Source organism: Burkholderia seminalis, from assembly GCF_001718535.1.
GTDB lineage: Bacteria > Pseudomonadota > Gammaproteobacteria > Burkholderiales > Burkholderiaceae > Burkholderia > Burkholderia seminalis.
On the sequence record NZ_CP013398.1, the window covers coordinates 2266841 to 2284005 of the forward strand.

General features: G+C 67.7%; 16 protein-coding genes and 6 tRNA genes. 8 read left to right on the forward strand and 14 right to left on the reverse strand.

Features of this window, described 5'->3' with window-relative positions; translation table 11 throughout:
• The first annotated feature begins 105 nt into the window (after positions 1 to 105).
• Both lplT and thiD read left to right on the forward strand, forming a co-directional pair.
• Positions 106 to 1413, forward strand: a complete 1308-nt coding sequence (lplT, locus tag WJ12_RS10255; protein WP_034188865.1) for a lysophospholipid transporter LplT — start codon at positions 106 to 108, stop codon at positions 1411 to 1413.
• Between the two features lie 58 nt (positions 1414 to 1471).
• Positions 1472 to 2281: a bifunctional hydroxymethylpyrimidine kinase/phosphomethylpyrimidine kinase gene (thiD, locus tag WJ12_RS10260; protein WP_059561871.1), complete on the forward strand. Its 810-nt coding sequence runs from the start codon at positions 1472 to 1474 to the stop codon at positions 2279 to 2281.
• Positions 2282 to 2299: 18 nt separating this feature from the next.
• Here thiD and WJ12_RS10265 read toward each other — a convergent pair whose 3' ends face one another.
• The 4 genes from WJ12_RS10265 to tsaB are packed head-to-tail and all read right to left on the reverse strand — an operon-like array spanning position 2300 to position 5502.
• Positions 2300 to 3262 (reverse strand): DUF1853 family protein, encoded by a 963-nt coding sequence (locus tag WJ12_RS10265; protein WP_059561874.1) that lies wholly within the window; start codon positions 3260 to 3262, stop codon positions 2300 to 2302.
• Positions 3259 to 4251, reverse strand: a complete 993-nt coding sequence (locus WJ12_RS10270) for a uracil-DNA glycosylase (RefSeq protein ID WP_059561876.1) — start codon at positions 4249 to 4251, stop codon at positions 3259 to 3261. The genes WJ12_RS10265 and WJ12_RS10270 overlap by 4 nt, the downstream gene beginning before the upstream one ends.
• Positions 4238 to 4738, reverse strand: coding sequence for a ribosomal protein S18-alanine N-acetyltransferase (gene rimI, locus WJ12_RS10275; protein WP_034188869.1), 501 nt, complete (start codon positions 4736 to 4738; stop codon positions 4238 to 4240). The genes WJ12_RS10270 and rimI overlap by 14 nt, the downstream gene beginning before the upstream one ends.
• Positions 4735 to 5502, reverse strand: coding sequence for a tRNA (adenosine(37)-N6)-threonylcarbamoyltransferase complex dimerization subunit type 1 TsaB (gene tsaB / locus WJ12_RS10280; protein ID WP_034188870.1), 768 nt, complete (start codon positions 5500 to 5502; stop codon positions 4735 to 4737). Before tsaB ends, rimI begins: the two co-directional genes overlap by 4 nt.
• Positions 5503 to 5649: 147 nt before the next feature.
• On the opposite strand from tsaB, the gene WJ12_RS10285 reads away from it, so the two are divergent.
• The 3 genes from WJ12_RS10285 to aceA all read left to right on the forward strand — a co-directional run bounded on the left by WJ12_RS10285 (position 5650) and on the right by aceA (position 9536).
• Positions 5650 to 5919, forward strand: coding sequence for an acyl-CoA-binding protein (locus tag WJ12_RS10285; RefSeq protein WP_034188871.1), 270 nt, complete (start codon positions 5650 to 5652; stop codon positions 5917 to 5919).
• Between the two features lie 361 nt (positions 5920 to 6280).
• A complete protein-coding gene (locus WJ12_RS10290) occupies positions 6281 to 7831 on the forward strand; it encodes a DEAD/DEAH box helicase (protein ID WP_034188872.1) in 1551 nt (516 codons plus the stop codon).
• A gap of 397 nt (positions 7832 to 8228) precedes the next feature.
• Positions 8229 to 9536: an isocitrate lyase gene (gene aceA, locus WJ12_RS10295; protein WP_059561878.1), complete on the forward strand. Its 1308-nt coding sequence runs from the start codon at positions 8229 to 8231 to the stop codon at positions 9534 to 9536.
• Positions 9537 to 9740: 204 nt separating this feature from the next.
• On the opposite strand, the gene WJ12_RS10300 is transcribed toward aceA, so the two are convergent.
• Together WJ12_RS10300 and WJ12_RS10305 are read right to left on the reverse strand one after the other, a co-directional pair.
• Positions 9741 to 10175: a universal stress protein gene (locus WJ12_RS10300; RefSeq protein WP_034188874.1), complete on the reverse strand. Its 435-nt coding sequence runs from the start codon at positions 10173 to 10175 to the stop codon at positions 9741 to 9743.
• A 129-nt stretch (positions 10176 to 10304) separates the two neighbouring features.
• Positions 10305 to 11240 carry a LysR family transcriptional regulator gene (locus tag WJ12_RS10305; RefSeq protein ID WP_034188875.1) on the reverse strand — a complete coding sequence of 312 codons (936 nt, stop codon included), beginning with the start codon at positions 11238 to 11240 and terminating at the stop codon, positions 10305 to 10307.
• Between the two features lie 154 nt (positions 11241 to 11394).
• Here WJ12_RS10305 and WJ12_RS10310 point away from each other — a divergent pair, with 154 nt between their 5' ends.
• Positions 11395 to 12156 (forward strand): haloacid dehalogenase type II, encoded by a 762-nt coding sequence (locus WJ12_RS10310; protein WP_034188876.1) that lies wholly within the window; start codon positions 11395 to 11397, stop codon positions 12154 to 12156.
• 67 nt (positions 12157 to 12223) lie between these two features.
• Positions 12224 to 13816: a malate synthase A gene (aceB, locus tag WJ12_RS10315; RefSeq protein WP_034188989.1), complete on the forward strand. Its 1593-nt coding sequence runs from the start codon at positions 12224 to 12226 to the stop codon at positions 13814 to 13816.
• Positions 13817 to 13939: 123 nt separating this feature from the next.
• On the opposite strand, the gene WJ12_RS10320 is transcribed toward aceB, so the two are convergent.
• The gene (locus WJ12_RS10320) at positions 13940 to 14356 is read right to left on the reverse strand and encodes a gamma-glutamylcyclotransferase family protein (protein WP_034188877.1); all 417 of its coding nucleotides are present in this window, start codon (positions 14354 to 14356) and stop codon (positions 13940 to 13942) included.
• A gap of 255 nt (positions 14357 to 14611) precedes the next feature.
• On the opposite strand from WJ12_RS10320, the gene WJ12_RS10325 reads away from it, so the two are divergent.
• Positions 14612 to 15490, forward strand: a complete 879-nt coding sequence (locus tag WJ12_RS10325) for an AraC family transcriptional regulator (RefSeq protein ID WP_059561881.1) — start codon at positions 14612 to 14614, stop codon at positions 15488 to 15490.
• 23 nt (positions 15491 to 15513) lie between these two features.
• On the opposite strand, the gene WJ12_RS10330 is transcribed toward WJ12_RS10325, so the two are convergent.
• The 7 genes from WJ12_RS10330 to WJ12_RS10360 all read right to left on the reverse strand — a co-directional run bounded on the left by WJ12_RS10330 (position 15514) and on the right by WJ12_RS10360 (position 17135).
• Positions 15514 to 15978 carry a GNAT family N-acetyltransferase gene (locus WJ12_RS10330; RefSeq protein ID WP_034188879.1) on the reverse strand — a complete coding sequence of 155 codons (465 nt, stop codon included), beginning with the start codon at positions 15976 to 15978 and terminating at the stop codon, positions 15514 to 15516.
• Positions 15979 to 16315: 337 nt separating this feature from the next.
• Positions 16316 to 16392, reverse strand: a tRNA-Asp gene (locus WJ12_RS10335).
• Positions 16393 to 16465: 73 nt separating this feature from the next.
• Positions 16466 to 16541, reverse strand: a tRNA-Glu gene (locus WJ12_RS10340).
• Positions 16542 to 16606: 65 nt separating this feature from the next.
• Positions 16607 to 16683, reverse strand: a tRNA-Asp gene (locus WJ12_RS10345).
• Positions 16684 to 16762: 79 nt separating this feature from the next.
• Positions 16763 to 16838, reverse strand: a tRNA-Glu gene (locus WJ12_RS10350).
• A gap of 63 nt (positions 16839 to 16901) precedes the next feature.
• Positions 16902 to 16978: transfer RNA gene (locus WJ12_RS10355), tRNA-Asp, on the reverse strand.
• Positions 16979 to 17059: 81 nt separating this feature from the next.
• Positions 17060 to 17135 (reverse strand) — tRNA-Glu (locus WJ12_RS10360).
• Between the last annotated feature and the right edge of the window lie 30 nt (positions 17136 to 17165).

The following is a 17165-nucleotide window of genomic DNA, read 5'->3' on the forward strand; positions in this document are numbered from 1 at the left end:
TTCATGTTATAAAGCCGTGCGCACAACCCATTTCGAACGGAATAAGCCGATCGCATACCAGGCGGCCTACGCGGCCCTGCCGCAGCGACGAAAGCATCGCATCAGATGAAAAAAGGTTTTTACACCATCATGGCCGCGCAGTTTTTCTCGTCGCTGGCCGACAATGCGCTCCTCATCGCCGCCATCGCCCTGCTGAAAGACCTCCACGCCCCCAACTGGATGACACCGCTGCTGAAGCTGTTCTTCGTGTTGTCGTACGTGGTGCTGGCGGCGTATGTCGGTGCGTTCGCGGATTCGCGCCCGAAGGGCCGCGTAATGTTCATCACGAACTCGATCAAGGTGATCGGCTGCCTGATCATGCTGCTCGGCGCCCATCCGCTGATCGCGTACGGGATCGTCGGCTTCGGCGCGGCCGCCTACTCGCCCGCCAAATACGGGATTCTCACCGAGCTGCTGCCGGCCGACCGGCTGGTCGCCGCGAACGGCTGGATCGAAGGCACGACCGTCAGCTCGATCATCCTCGGCACCGTGCTCGGCGGCGCGCTGATCAGCCCGCACATCGCCTCGCACGTGATCGCGCACACGCCCGCCTGGATCGGCACGCCCGCCGAAGCGGCGATGGCGATCATCATGGCGATCTACGTGGTCGCCGCGCTGTTCAACCTGCGCATTCCCGACACGGGCGCCCGCTACCCGAAGCAGGAACGCGGCCCGGTCAAGCTCCTCACGGATTTCGCCGACTGCTTCATGGTGCTGTGGCGCGACAAGCTCGGGCAGATCTCGCTGGCCGTCACGACGCTGTTCTGGGGCGCGGGCGCGACGCTGCAGTTCATCGTGCTGAAGTGGGCCGAGGTATCGCTCGGCATGTCGCTGTCGGAAGGCGCGATCCTGCAGGCCGTGGTCGCGGTCGGCGTCGCGGCCGGCGCGATCGCCGCCGCCGCCCGGATCCCGCTGAAGAAGTCGCTGACCGTGCTGCCCGTCGGCATCATCATGGGCATCGCGGTGATGCTGATGGCGTTCTACACGCGCGACCTGTTCCCGGCGCACTGGGCCGTGCACGTCGGCCACCTGCGCATGCCCGTCTACCTGATCATCGCGTATCTCTTCCTGATCGGCGTCGGCGCGCTGTCGGGCTACTTCGTCGTGCCGATGAACGCGCTGCTGCAGCATCGCGGCCACGTGCTGCTGTCGGCCGGCCACTCGATCGCGGTGCAGAACTTCAACGAGAACCTGTCGGTGCTCGTGATGCTGTGCCTGTACGCGGTACTCGTGTGGCTCGACGTGCCGGTCGGCGTCGTGATCGTGCTGTTCGGCACGTTCGTCTGCCTGACGATGTGGCTCGTGATGCGCCGCCACCAGGCGAACCAGCGTCAGTTCGACTCGGTCGCGCTGATCGGCGAATCGCGGCACTGACGCTACACTTCCCGTTTCCGTCCGCCGGCGCCGGTCTTCGAACCGGCGCGCTGCCCTCATGACGCACCCGATACCCAACCTCCTGACGATCGCCGGCTCCGATTCGGGCGGCGGCGCAGGCATCCAGGCCGACCTGAAGACCTTTTCCGCGCTCGGCGCGTACGGCGCGAGCGTGATCACCGCCCTGACCGCGCAGAACACGCGCGGCGTGACGGGGGTACACGCGCCGGACGCCGCATTCGTCACCGCGCAGCTCGACGCGGTGTTCGACGACATCCGCATCGATGCGGTCAAGATCGGCATGCTCGCGAACGCGGCGATCGTCCACGCGGTCGCCGACGCGCTGCGGCGTTACGCGCCGCGCTTCGTCGTGCTCGACACGGTGATGATCTCGAAGAGTTCGCACGCGCTGCTCGCGCCCGATGCAGTCGATGCGCTGCGCGACGCGCTGCTGCCGCTCGCGACGGTCGTCACGCCGAACCTGCCCGAAGCGGCCGCGCTGCTGGGCGATGCGCCCGCCACCACCGAGGACGACATGGTCCGGCAAGGCCACGCGTTGCTGCAAACGGGCGCGCGCGCGGTGCTGATGAAAGGCGGTCACCTGCCCGACGCGTCCGCGAGCCCCGACTGGCTCGTCGAGGCGGCGCGCACCGTGCGGCTCGACGGCGCGCGCGTGCCGGTCAGCAACACGCACGGCACCGGCTGCACGCTGTCGTCGGCGATCGCCGCACTGCTGCCGCAGCAGCCCGACCTCGAAAGCGCGGTGCGTGAAGCCAAGGCCTACCTGACCGGCGCGATCGCCGCGAGCGGGCACCTCGACGTCGGCCGCGGCGTCGGCCCCGTCCATCACTTTCATCGCTGGTGGTAAGCGCCCGCTGACGCGGCGTCAGTGATCCTGCGCGGCGAACGCCCGCGCACGCGCCGGCCAGTCGTCGGGCACGACGAAGCCGCGCGCCGTTTCGCGCCACGTGCCGTCGCTGCCCTTTTCATGGATGCCGATCAATGAGGGCGCCTCGCGCGTCAGCACGGGCGGCAGTTCCAGGGCCGCCGTCAGCGGTTCGGGTTCGAAGCCGGCATCGGCGGCAACCCGCCGCGGCGCGAGCCACGCCAGCCGCGGCAATACACTCCACGCGAGACCGGCACGCTGCGCGGCCGCCCACGCCCGCCACTGCGCGTGCGTCAGCCAGAATCCACGCGGATGATCCGGCGCGATTTCCGCTGAAACCGGCGGCAACGGCGCGCCGTGCGGATAGAACAGCCAGCCCTTGATGAACATCTGGGCGTCGGACGGCGCGCCATAGCCGAGCCGCGCGAACCCGTCGTGTTCGCCGAGCCGCAACTGGTGATCGAGCAACCGGCCGCGCTTGCGGTCGAACCGGTCGACGAGATTGGGGCCGACGAAATCGGCGAGCGTCGCGCCATCATGCACCGGTGCGCACAGATAGCACTTCACCGCGAGTTCCCAATGCAGGCGCTGCCCATCCGGCGCGTCGACGAGGAAATCGACTTCGCCGAGCGTCCTGCCGTTGCTGCGCAGCGGGAGATTGGCCGCGACCAGCCGCAGCGACGGACCGTGCGTGAGGAAATATTCGAGCAAGCATTCCGCGTAACGGCCGAGCCGGGTCGGCCGGAACCCATCGAGCGCGCGATGCAGCGGCTCGGGCTGCGCATCGAGCGCGGCGAGCCACGCTTCGACGGCCGCTCGCCCGGCCGCATCCGGCCACGGCCGCGCAAGCGGCGCGCCCGGCACCGCGGTCAGCAGGCTCGGGCTGGCCAGCAGCCAGCCGAGATCGCGAACCGCGGTATCGCGCAGCGTATCGACGAATGCGTACGCCGCGCCGGTCGTCATTGCCCGGCCGGCCCGCTCGCGTCGGCGCCTTCCGTACGCTGGAACGTGTCGCGCGCAAGGCACAGGTCGGCCCACGCCTTCGACTTGTCCTGCAGGCTGCGCAACAGGTACGCCGGGTGATAGGTGACGATCACCGGCACGCCTTCGTAGGCATGCACGCGGCCGCGCAGCGACGCGATGCTCGCGTCCGTCTTCAGCAGCGTCTGCGCGGCGAAACGGCCGAGTGCGACGATCAGCTTCGGCTTCACGAGCGCGACCTGGCGCTGCAGATAAGGCTCGCAGCTGGCGACCTCGTCCGGCTCCGGGTTGCGGTTGCCGGGCGGGCGGCACTTGATCACGTTCGCGATGTACACGTTGTCGCCACGCTTGAGGGACAGCGACTGCAGCATGTTGTCGAGCAGCTTGCCGGCCTGGCCGACGAACGGCTCGCCCTGCTTGTCCTCGTTTTCGCCCGGCGCTTCACCGATCAGCATCCAGTCGGCTTCGCGGTCGCCGACGCCGAACACCGTGTTGGTCCGCTTCTCGCACAGCCGGCACAGCGTGCAGTCGGCCACGCGCGCGGCCAGCGCCTCCCAGTCGAGGGCGGCGACCGGCGGGCCGGCGGGACGCGCTTCGGCCACCGGCGCGGGATTGCCCGGCGGCGCCGCGTCGAACCACGCGAAATCGTCGGCGCCGGCGGGCGGCACGTCGTCCATCGGCGGGATCGTGTCGGCCGAGGCAACCGGCGCGGGCGCGCGATCGCCCGCGGCAACACGGCGCGCCGGTGCAGCATCGTCTGCGCTTACCGCTGCAGGCGACGCATCGTCTTGTACCGGCGGGCGCGCCGTGCGTCCCGGCCGCTCGGCCGCGGCGGCGGACACCCCGTCGTCCGCCCCGGCTTGCGCAAGAACGGGCGCTTCGGCCGCCGCACCGTTATCCGCGCGCTGCCCGCGTCGCACCCAGATCTGCGCGAGGCCCAGTTCCTCGAGCGCCGCTTCAGCCCATGCCATGCGCGTTCCCCTCGTCCTTGTTCAGCGTCAGACGCATCACGATCGCGTCCTCCCGGCTGCGATGCTTCGCCGGATAGTAGTTCTTGCGGCGGCCGATCGTCACGAAGCCGAACCGTTCATACAGATGAATCGCACGCGGATTGGACGGCCGCACCTCGAGCAGCACCCCGTCGAGCCGCTCCGCGCGCGCAATGCGCACGGCCTCGCGCAGCAGCGCAAGGCCCGCGCCCGCGTGCTGCGCGGCCGGCGCGACGCACAGGTTCAGCAGGTGCATCTCGTCGATCACGGGCATCAGCACGCAATAGCCGACGAGCGTCCCCGTCACGTGCCGCAGGCACACGCCCAGGTAGCCGTTGCGCAACGAATCCTCGAAGTTGCCGCGGCTCCACGGGAATTCGTACGCGACGTGCTCGATCGCGACGACCTCGTCGAGATCGGCGTCCGTCATCGGCGTGAGATAGCGGTCGCTCAGCAAAACCCCTGTCATCCCTTCGCTCCGCCCGTCTGCGCGGCCCGTGCCGCGACGCGCTCGGCGGTGGTCTGCGCGACCTTGTCACGTACGTATTCCGGCGCGGCCTGATCGGCCGGCACCACCCGCCCGGCGCGGAAGGCGCGCAGCGCGGCATGCGCGACGGCCAGCGCATGCGGCATCGCGTCGCCGTCGATCACGGCCGCACGCGCCGCGGCCGGCAACTGCGCGCCGAAGGCGGCGGCCGCGTTGCCCGCGAGCGTGAACGGCACGTCGGGCACACCGACGGCACCCGGCGCATCGAGCGAAGCCGGATGCAGCGTGCGCCAGTCGCCGGCGGCGGCGTCCCATTCGAAATCGGCCCAGTAGGCCTCATCCATCCGCGCATCCAGCGCGGCCAGCACGCGGGTCGTGCCGGGTGCGCGCAGCCGCGCGTGCTCGGCGCACGCGAGCAGCGTGCCGATCGGCACGACCGGCAGCCCGCCGCCGAACGCGAGGCCTTGCGTGATGCCGGTCGCGGTGCGCAGGCCCGTGAACGAGCCGGGGCCCGCGCCGAACGCGATCGCGTCGCAATCGGCGAGCGTCAGCCCCGATTCGGCGAAGAGTTCCTGGATCGCCGGCAGCACGCGCGTGCTCGACACGGCGCCCGTCGGTTCGTGGCGGACCCAGGTTTGCGGGGAGGAAACGGCGTCATCGGCATGGGCCGAGCGCAGCAGCGCGACCGAGCAGTATTCGGTCGACGTATCGATGGCGAGGAGCACTGTTTGCGTCATGGCCGACATTGTAATGCGGCGCCCCGCTCCCACGGGCGATCGGGACCGATCCGTGCGCATACGCGGCAGCGGCGGCGGTTTGGAAGGATCGCTCGACCCCGCGCGGCGGTCCGCTTGTTAAGATCGCCCGATCTGAAACCCTTACGGAGACACCCGATGAGCGAACTCGCCGCCCAATTCGACCAGGCCCAGATCGACGTCAAGCAACTGACCGAACGCCCGGGCAACCTCACCCTGCTGCGCCTCTACGCGCTGTTCAAGCAGGCCACCGACGGCGATGCGCATGGCGACAAGCCCGGCTTCACCGACATCGTGGGCAAATACAAGTACGACGCGTGGGACGCGCTGAAGGGCACGTCGCCGGATGCGGCAAAGCAGCAGTACGTCGAACTCGTCGAATCGCTGAAAAACGGCACGGCTTCCTGAGCGGATCGCCCGCCGCCGCAATAGGCAATCAAATCAGTGGCGCAGCGCAGCAAATATCTTTATAATGCTGGCTGCGTCACCTCCCGCGCTCGGCTCGCAAGCCGTTCCGGCCAGACGCCTCGTAGCGTTAAGCTCCAATCCGGTTTAGAACCTGTCCCCTCCTGCTTCGACCTTCGCGGTCGTCACTTATCAGGCTGGCGGCCCCGCTCCTGAAGCGCGCCGCACCCAAAACAGCTTCTAATGCCTCATCCGCCGACGGTTCGGCGGATTGCACCCGTTTCCCGATTTGCTCGCTGAATCCGACGACTTGGGTATGCGCGATTGGCGCCGACGTTTCACCCACTGTGTTTCAAGGATTGTTATGACTTCGAGCATCAACTCCAGCCCGCTCAACGCGATCGCCGACCAGGCGCTCGGTCTCGACGACGCCGCCGCACCGGCCGCGGTCGAACCGGCGTCGGACGAGCCGAGCTTCGCGTCGCTCGGGTTGTCGCCGGAGATCGTCTCCGCGCTGCAGGCCGCCGGCTACGTGAAGCCGACGCCGGTCCAGCAGCGCGCGATTCCGGCCGGCATCGCCGGCCGCGACCTGCTGGTGTCGAGCCCGACCGGTTCGGGCAAGACCGCCGCATTCATGCTGCCCGCGATCGAACGTTTCGCGCAGCTCCAGAAGACGCTGGCGCAGCAACCGCGCGCGCCGCGTGAACCGAACCAGGGCGACCGCCGTGCGCGCCGCCCGCAACCCGTCGCGCGCCCGGGCCTGCTCGTGCTGACGCCGACCCGCGAACTCGCGATGCAGGTCACCACGGCCGCATCGACGTACGGCAAGCACCTGAAGCGCCTGCGCACGGTCAGCATCCTCGGCGGCGTCGCCTACGGCCAGCAGCTGATGCTGCTCGCGAAGAACCCGGAAATCCTGGTCGCCACGCCGGGCCGTCTGCTCGATCACCTCGAGCGCGGCCGTATCGACCTGTCCGAACTGAAGATGCTCGTGCTCGACGAAGCCGACCGCATGCTCGACATGGGCTTCATCGAAGACATCGAAACGATCGTCGACGCCACGCCCGCGTCGCGCCAGACGATGCTGTTCTCGGCCACGCTCGACGGCAAGATCGGTTCGCTGACGAGCCGCCTGCTGAAGGATCCGGAACGCATCGAGATCCAGCAGCGCCTCGAGTCGCGCGCCAACATCGCGCAGACCGTGCACTACGTCGACGACCGCGATCACAAGGATCGCCTGCTCGATCACCTGCTGCGCGACGACGCACTCGACCAGGCCATCATCTTCACGGCGACCAAGATCGACGCCGACCAGCTCGCCGGCCGTCTTGCCGATGCAGGCTTCGAATCGGCCGCGCTGCACGGCGACCTGCCGCAGGGCGCGCGCAACCGCACGATCCGTGCGCTGCGCGAGCGCCGCGTGCGCGTGCTGGTGGCCACCGACGTCGCGGCACGCGGCATCGACATCCCGGGCATCACGCACGTGTTCAACTACGACCTGCCGAAGTTCGCGGAAGATTACGTTCACCGTATCGGCCGTACCGGCCGCGCAGGCCGTTCGGGCACGGCAGTGAGCCTCGTGCACCACGCCGAGCAAGGCGCGCTCAAGCGCATCGAGCGCTTCGTGCGCTCGCCGCTGCCGGTCAACGTGATCGAAGGGTTCGAGCCGCGCAAGGCGCCCCCGCGCAACGGCGGCACCGGCGGCCGCGGCCGTCCGGGCGGCGGTAACGGCGGCGGTCGTCGCTTCGGCGGCAAGCCGGGCGGCGGTTACGCCGGCAACGGCAGCGGCGGCCGCAGCTACGGCGGCGGCAATGGCGGCGGCTGGAGCGGCAAGCCGGGTGGCAGCCGTGACGGCGGCCCGCGTCGCGACGGCCAGCGCAGCGGCGGCCCGCGCCGCAGCAACTCCGCGTCGTAAGCACGCACGGGCGGCGCCTCGCCGCCGCCCCACGGATGGGTCCCACCCGTCCAGCCGACCGGCGCACCTGCGCCGGTTTTTTTTCGCCTCGCCCGACATTTCACGATGCGAAAAATTTTTTTGCGTCGTAAAAAATCATGTTGCACGGCACAACCGGTGCGATTGCGGGATGGGAAAAAGCATTTCTTATCTCGAAATGATAAATATAAATCGTTGATTTAAAACGGTTAAAAATTTACCCGATCCCGTGCAAAGCCCCCTGTTTCGCGCCTGCCGATTTGCCTAGACTCTTATACAAGACTTCACGAAACGGAATGGCACGCGCCCCGCTTCGCGAACCGCATCACGACCGTCAGATTCGGCGCATTCGGCAATACACCGCATCAAGGAGCTCATCATGTCGCGTCAGCAACAGGCACTGGAACTGCAGAAGCAATGGGAAACCGATCCGCGCTGGAAGGGCATCAAGCGCGGCTACTCGGCGGAGGACGTCGTCCGCCTGCGCGGCTCGGTCCCGATCGAGCACACGCTGGCCAAGCGCGGCGCGGAAAAGCTGTGGGGCCTCATCAACCACGAACCGTTCGTCAACGCGCTCGGCGCGCTGACCGGCAACCAGGCGATGCAGCAGGTGAAGGCCGGCCTGAAGGCCATCTACCTGTCCGGCTGGCAAGTGGCCGGCGATGCGAACGTCGCGGGAGAAATGTACCCGGACCAGTCGCTGTACCCGGCGAACTCGGTGCCGCTCGTCGTGAAGCGCATCAACAACACGCTGACGCGCGCCGACCAGATCCAGTGGTCGGAAGGCAAGAACCCGGGCGACGAAGGTTATGTCGACTTCTTCGCACCGATCGTCGCCGACGCGGAAGCCGGTTTCGGCGGCGTGCTGAACGCGTTCGAGCTGATGAAGGCGATGATCGAGGCCGGCGCATCGGGCGTCCACTTCGAGGACCAGCTCGCGTCGGTGAAGAAGTGCGGCCACATGGGCGGCAAGGTGCTGGTGCCGACGCGCGAAGCCGTCGCGAAGCTGTCGGCCGCGCGTCTCGCGGCCGACGTGATGGGCACGCCGACCGTGCTGGTCGCGCGTACCGACGCGGAAGCGGCCGACCTGATCACGTCCGACGTCGACGACAACGACAAGCCGTTCCTGACCGGCGAGCGCACGGTGGAGGGCTTCTTCCGCACCAAGCCGGGCCTCGGGCAGGCGATCTCGCGCGGCCTCGCGTACGCGCCGTACGCCGACCTGATCTGGTGCGAAACCGGCAAGCCGGATCTCGAGTACGCGAAGAAGTTCGCGGAAGCGATCCACAAGCAGTTCCCGGGCAAGCTGCTGTCGTACAACTGCTCGCCGTCGTTCAACTGGAAGAAGAACCTCGACGACGCGACGATCGCGAAGTTCCAGAAGGAACTCGGTGCGATGGGCTACAAGTTCCAGTTCATCACGCTGGCCGGCTTCCACGCGCTGAACTACTCGATGTTCAACCTCGCGCACGGCTATGCCCGCACGCAGATGAGCGCGTTCGTCGAATTGCAGCAGGCCGAGTTCGCGGCCGCCGACAAGGGCTTCACGGCCGTCAAGCATCAACGCGAAGTCGGCACCGGCTACTTCGACGCGGTGACGCAGACGGTCGAGCGCGAAGCGTCGACGACCGCGCTGCACGGCTCGACCGAGGACGAACAGTTCTTCGACGGCAAGAAGGTCGCGTAACACGCGCAAGCGCCGCGCCGGGGCGCGCCTCGTCACGGCGCGGCGCCGGCCACCGGACAACAATCAGGGAGGAGACGGCAGGCGCGCGATGCGAATCGCGCGACCGGCCGCGCGGCCTGCGGGCCGCCTGCAACGATGCGCGCCGGCTTCGTCCGGCGCGCCCTTTTTTGCGACGCTGCCCGCCCGGCCGAGGGCGGCACCGCCCTACCGATAAACGATCACCGGAATTTTCGTATGGGTCAGCACGCGCTGCGTCTCGCTGCCGATCAGCAGGCTGCCGAGCCCGCGGCGTCCGTGGGACGCCATGAAGATCACGTCGCAACCGCCGCGTTCGGCCGCCTCGATGATGCCGAGATACGGCGACGGATGCACGCTCGTCCACGTGTCGCAGACGACACCGGCCGCCCGCGCGGCCGCTTCGACCTCGCCGAGATGCGCGCGTGCCTCGCGCTCGCTGCGCGCGCGGAAATCGGCGGGCGGTTCGATGATCACTTCGGAAAACGGCGAGTACGGGTACTGCGGCAGGCACGCGTAGGCCGTCACGCGCGCGCCGACCGCGCGCGCCAGGTCGATCGCGCCGTCGATCGCCTTCTGCGACAGTTCGGAACCGTCGGTTGGAACGAGGATGTGCCGGAACATCGCGCCCTCCTTCGTCAATCGCACGCCGCGCGCCGCGAGCCCAGCGGGACCGGCCGCGACGCATCGGAGATGCCTCCTACGATTGTAGTGCGCGAAATCGCTCGACCGGCACCGGCAGCGGGTTCGCCCTCATATCGGAAACGCGCGGGCGCGCGCCGCCTGCTCGCCCCAATAACCGGGCTGCTCGTAGGTGTGCTTCAGGTAATCGAGAAACAGGCGCACGCGCAGCGGCAGATGACGGCGCTGCGGAAACACCGCGTGGATGCCGATCGGCGGCGCGGCAAACGCGTCGAGCACGCTGACGAGCCGGCCGGCCGCGATGTCGTCGCCGACCTCCCACCACGAACGCCATGCCAGGCCGTAACCTTCGAGGCACCACTCGTGCAGCACCGCGCCGTCCGAGCATTCCATCGTGCCGTTCACGCGGATCGACACGACCTTGTTGCCCTCCTGGAACGTCCAGCCGCGCTGCTGGTTCGCGTTCGCCGCGAGCGCGAGGCAGTTGTGCCGTGCCAGCTCCGCGAGCGTGACCGGCGTGCCGCGCCGCGCCAGATAGGCGGGAGACGCGACGCAGACGCGGCGGTTCTCGCCGAGCTTCAGCGACACGAGCGACGAATCGGGCAGCTCGCCGAGCCGCACCGCGCAATCGAACCCCTCGTTGACGAGGTCGACCATCCGGTCGGACAAGTCGAGCGTGACCGATACGTCCGGATGCCCGACGCTGAATTCGGGCACGAGCGGCGCGACGTGCCGCCGGCCGAAGCCGGCCGGCGCGGAAATCCGCAGGTGGCCGCTCGCCTTGACGCCGCCGGCCGACACGCTCGCCTCCGCGTTCTGCATGTCGTTGATGATCCGCTGGCAATCCTCGAGAAACGCCGAGCCTTCGAACGTCAGCGTGAGCTTGCGCGTGGTGCGCACCAGCAGCTTCACGCCGAGCCGCTCCTCGAGCGCGTCGAGGCGGCGGCCGATGATCGCCGGCGCGACCCCTTCCGCGTGCGCGGCCGCCGACAGGCTGCCCTTCGCCGCGACCGCGGCGAACGTTTCGATCTGCTTGAACCGGTCCATGAGTCGCAAGGACGGCACCGCCGTCCGTCAAATAGCTTGAGCCGCTCAAGATTAGGTATATGAAAGTAAAAGATCAAGTGATGAATAGCGTCTTTTTTAGACCATACGATCACGAATAGAATCGATCCGACCTCTGAAACTGGAGCGCAAGGCTATGTCGGCCACAACGACACTCTCCTCTCCCGACGCCATCCTCTTCGACGCATTCGGCACGTTGTTCGACGTGCGCGCGGTCCTGGCCGCGGCGGAGCAGATGTTTCCCGGACACGGGGAACGGTTGTCGCAGCTGTGGCGACGCAAGCAAATCGAATACTCGCAACTGCGCACGCTCGCCGATCCGGGCGGTGCGCGCTATCGCCCGTTCCGGGACATCACGCTCGACGCGCTGCGCTTCGCCGCGCGCCGGCTCGGCCTGGCGCTGAACAGCGCGGCCGAGAAGCGGCTGATGGACGAATACGCGTGCCTGTCCACCTATCCCGACACCGTGCCCGCGCTGCGCAAGCTGCGCGCGCTCGAACCGCGCCCGCCGCTCGGGATCCTGTCGAACGGCACCCCGCAGATGCTCGACATCGCGATCAAGAGCGCCGGCATGTCCGGACTGTTCGATCGCGTGCTGTCGGCCGACACCGCGCGTGCGTACAAGCCGAGTCCGGCCGCCTACGCGCTCGGCACCGCCGCGTTCGGGTCGAACCCGCGCGGCATCGTGTTCGTGTCGTCGAACGCGTGGGACGTCGCCGGTGCCGTCTGGTTCGGCTACACGACGTTCTGGCTCAACCGTACGGGCGCGCCCGCCGAGGAACTCGGCGCGCCGCCCGACGGCACGGGCACCGGCATGGCCGATCTGCTCGCCTTCCTCGCCGCCCCGGCTCCGTCCGGCAGGCCCGCAAACCGCACGCGCCCCGGCCCGGGCGCATGACGTTCGCGGCGCTGCCGCCTTCCCCCTTCACCGAAACCGCAACTGACCGACCAAGGAGATGAGACTCATGAGCACCCCGATCACGCTGCCGCAAGGCATGACGATCACCGGCGAAATCAAGCCGGGTTACGAAGCGATCCTGACGCCCGCGGCACTGGAACTCGTCGCCGCGCTGCACCGTGCGTTCGAACCGCGTCGCCAGACGCTGCTGCAGGCGCGCGTCGAGCGCACCAAACGCCTCGACGCGGGCGAGCGCCCCGACTTCCTGGCCGAAACGAAGTCGATCCGCGAAGGCGACTGGAAGGTCGCGCCGCTGCCGGCCGACCTGCAATGCCGCCGTGTCGAGATCACGGGGCCCGTCGAGCGCAAGATGATCATCAACGCGCTGAACTCGGGCGCCGATTCGTACATGACGGACTTCGAGGACTCGAATGCGCCGAGCTGGACCAACCAGATCGACGGCCAGATCAACCTGAAGGACGCGGTGCGCCGCACGATCTCGCTCGAGCAGAACGGCAAGTCGTACCGGCTGAACGACAAGGTCGCGACGCTGATCGTGCGTCCGCGCGGCTGGCACCTCGACGAGAAGCACGTGACGGTCGACGGCCAGCGCGTGTCCGGCGGCATCTTCGATTTCGCGCTGTTCCTGTTCCACAACGCGAAGGAACTGATCGCGCGCGGCTCGGGCCCGTACTTCTACCTGCCGAAGATGGAAAGCCATCTCGAGGCGCGCCTGTGGAACGACATCTTCGTCGCCGCGCAGGAAGCGGTCGGCGTGCCGCGCGGCACGATCCGCGCGACGGTGCTGATCGAGACGATCCTTGCCGCGTTCGAGATGGACGAGATCCTGTACGAACTGCGCGAACACAGCTCGGGGCTGAACGCCGGCCGCTGGGACTACATCTTCTCGGCGATCAAGAAATTCAAGAACGACCGTGACTTCTGCCTCGCGGACCGTTCGAAGATCACGATGACGGTGCCGTTCATGCGCGCGTACGCGCTGCTGCTGCTGAAGACCTGCCACAAGCGCAACGCGCCGGCGATCGGCGGGATGAGCGCGCTGATCCCGATCAAGAACGATCCGGAAGCGAACGACAAGGCGATGGGCGGCGTGCGCTCGGACAAGCAGCGCGACGCGACCGACGGCTACGACGGCGGCTGGGTGGCGCATCCCGGCCTCGTGCCGATCGCGATGGAAGAGTTCGTCAAGGTGCTCGGCGACCGGCCGAACCAGATCGCGAAGCAGCGCGACGACGTGCAGGTCGAAGGCGGGAACCTGCTCGACTTCCAGCCGGAAGCGCCGATCACCGAGGCCGGCCTGCGCAACAACATCAACGTCGGCATCCACTACCTCGGTGCATGGCTCGACGGCAACGGCTGCGTGCCGATCCACAACCTGATGGAAGACGCGGCCACGGCCGAGATCTCCCGCTCGCAGGTGTGGCAATGGATCCGCTCGCCGAAGGGCGTGCTCGACGACGGCCGCAAGGTCACGGCCGAGCTCGTGCGCGCATTCGCGAAGATCGAGCTCGACAACGTCAAGCGCTCGGTCGGCGGCAACACGCAGCCGTACGAGCGCGCCGCGGCCATCTTCGAACAGATGTCGACGTCGGAAGGCTTCACCGAATTCCTGACGCTGCCGCTGTACGAGGAAATCTGACGTCGCGACACGCAGCGACCGGCGGCCGGCCACGCGTCGTCGCCCGTCCCCTGCGATGACCGCAAAAAAGCGCCCCGCGGGGCGCTTTTTCATTTGACGCGAATCCGGCTGCCGCCGGAACGCTCACGCGGTTTCCTGCTCGCGTCGGTGCTGGGCCCAGTCACCCGATTCGATACGCGGACGCCCGGCGACCGCATGCGCGGCGATCGGATAATACAGGCATGCATACTGCCGGCCGCCCAGCGCGACGGTCACTTCTTCCGGCTTGAACAGCGAGTCGACGCCCGGATAGACGCGCTCGATCTCGTCGAGCACGGGGACGAGTCGCTCGTCGACCTCGTAGACATCGCCCCAGACCAGCGACTTGCCGGACACCGGCCCGGCGATCATCCCCGGATACGTGCCGAAATCGTACAGCTCGCCCGGCAGCGCGGCCGCGCCCAGCAGCGTCGGCGCCGCGATTCCGTGCCGTGCGGCAGCATGGCCGATGTCGTTGGCTTGTCCGGCACGCAAGGTGCCGTAGACGAATACGTAACGCATCGTGGTTCTCCTCTTCGATTCGTGATTGCCGTGTTCGCGCGCTTCACATGAAAATGCGCCTGCCACGATAGACCGCGATACCGGCCGGATGGTTCGAAGCCGCCGGCGCTCGCAGCGGCGGCCCGCTGCCCGGGAAGCGCCGGCGCCCACACAACGTTCATTTGAACACGGCATGATCGCCCGGGAAACCGCCGCATGCGCACGCGCTGCGCCTTCTAAAATAACGGCATCGCCGCCGCGCTGCCCGAACCGCCCATGAATCCGCCCGTCCAAGCCGACGCATCGAACCCGTACGACGTCATCGACATTCCGCCCGAATTCGCGCCGACCGCCGTCCATCCGATGCGCGTGCGCGCGCGGCAGGTCGACGCCGGCCGCCGCATCCCGCTGCATACGCACGCGTGGGCGCAGCTCGCGTATGCGTCGCGCGGCGTGCTGCGCGTCGCGACGACCGGCACGACGTGGATGGTGCCGCCGTCCCGCGCGATCTGGGTGCCGCCGCACGTGACGCACGAGGTCGTGATCGTCGAGGAGGCCTATCTGCGGACGCTGTATATCGACGAGTCGATCGTGCCGGACGGGCTCGACGCGTGCCGCGTCGTCGAGGTGACGGGGCTGCTGCGCGAGCTGATCGTCGCGCTCGACGCACGCGACCTGAGCGCCGCGCGCGAGCGGCTGCTGTGCGGGCTCGTGCTCGACGAGCTGAGCCACGCCGAACCGCTGCCGCTCGCGGTGCCGATGCCCGACGAGAAGCGTCTGCGCATGCTGTGCGAATCGGTGCTCGCGCACCCGGCGCATGCGGAGTCGCTCGAACACTGGGCGAGCGAGGTCGGCGCGAGCACACGCACGATTTCGCGGCTCTTCAAGCAGGAGCTGGGCGTGAGCTTTTCGCAGTGGCGCCAGCAGGCGCTGCTGGCGCGGGCGATCCCGCTGCTGAACCAGGGGCGCCCGCTGTCGCATATCGCGCGCGAACTCGGCTACCAGAGCCAGAGCGCGTTCTCGGCGATGTTCCGCCGTGCCTTCGGTCAAAGCCCGCGCGCGTTCATGCTGCGCGGCTACGAGCATCGCGGCGTGGAAGGCAGCCTCGCGGAAGACGAAACACCCGACGACAACGCGATCGACGCGGCTCGCTGACCGCGCGCCGCATCGCCGGACCTTCAGACCGGCCGCACCATGTGGCGGATCGAGCCCAGCTGCGAGAGCCGCGGCCCGGCGACCCGGTAGCCCATGCGCAGGTAAAGGCGCGCGGCGGGATTGTCGACGAACACGCGCAGCTGCAGTTCGTGCAGCCCGCGCGCACGCGCCCAGCGATGCGACATGTCGAGCATGTAGGTGCCGGCCCCCTGCCCGCGATGGCCGGCCGCGATCTGCACGTCGCGGATGTGCAGCGAATCGCCTTCCTCGGTCACGCGCAGCACGCCGATGCGCTCGCCGTCGGCCTCGAGGATGAAGTTCTCGGATTCACGCCAGCTCGCGTAGAACAGGTCGCTGCGCCACACGAGTCCATGGCGCTTGTAATAGCCGCCCATGTTGCCGTGCGTCAGCGCTTCGGCGAACGGGAAATCGCCGGGTTCCGCGGGCCGGAGCTGATACAGGAGTCGCAGGTCGGTCGGGTCGAGCATCACGCAGGGGTCAAGAACGCATCCCGCCACGATAGCGCAGTCGCGCGCGGATGCAATCGCGAATTTCTCGTAGCGGTGGGCGGGTGCGCGACCGGCGATATGCGCGACGACGATGCAAATGAAAAAGCCCGCACGAGGCGGGCTTCTTCATTTTTTGGCGGAGCGGACGGGACTCGCCTACATCCTGCAGGCCGCGGATGCGCGTGCACGCGCATCCCTTCGAGTCCCGCCGGAAGCCGCGCAGGCGGCTTCCTCCGCTCCGCGGTCACGCGCCCGCCAGCGGGCGCGACGACGATGCAAATGAAAAAGCCCGCACGAGGCGGGCTTCTTCATTTTTTGGCGGAGCGGACGGGACTCGAACCCGCGACCCCCGGCGTGACAGGCCGGTATTCTAACCGACTGAACTACCGCTCCAGTCTTGCTGCTTGCCTGGCAGGCGTCGGTTACTTCCTGCCGGCGCATCGTTTGTTCGAACGACGCCGAAATCTGGCGTCCCCTAGGGGATTCGAACCCCTGTACTCACCGTGAAAGGGTGATGTCCTAGGCCTCTAGACGAAGGGGACAACGTACTGCTTACATCCTTAACGAGAAAGCCCGTTCAAAAACGTTCTTTGAACGGGCTTCGTTCTGGCGGAGCGGACGGGGCTCGAACCCGCGACCCCCGGCGTGACAGGCCGGTATTCTAACCAACTGAACTACCGCTCCAGCTTTCTGCACCACCGCCTGCAGGATCTCGTCACGTTCCTGCACGCGTTGCGACACTTCGATGAAACGCCGCTGAATCTGGCGTCCCCTAGGGGATTCGAACCCCTGTACTCACCGTGAAAGGGTGATGTCCTAGGCCTCTAGACGAAGGGGACAACGTACTGCTTACATCCTTAATACAAAAGCCCGCTCAAAAACGTCTTGAACGGGCTTCGTTCTGGCGGAGCGGACGGGACTCGAACCCGCGACCCCCGGCGTGACAGGCCGGTATTCTAACCGACTGAACTACCGCTCCAGCTTTCTTACCCAACCCGCAGGACGTCGGTTACGTTCCTGCAAGCCTCGCGACACTTCTACGACGAAACGCCGCTGAATCTGGCGTCCCCTAGGGGATTCGAACCCCTGTACTCACCGTGAAAGGGTGATGTCCTAGGCCTCTAGACGAAGGGGACATGATCTTTTCAGATTTGTCTGACTTTCGC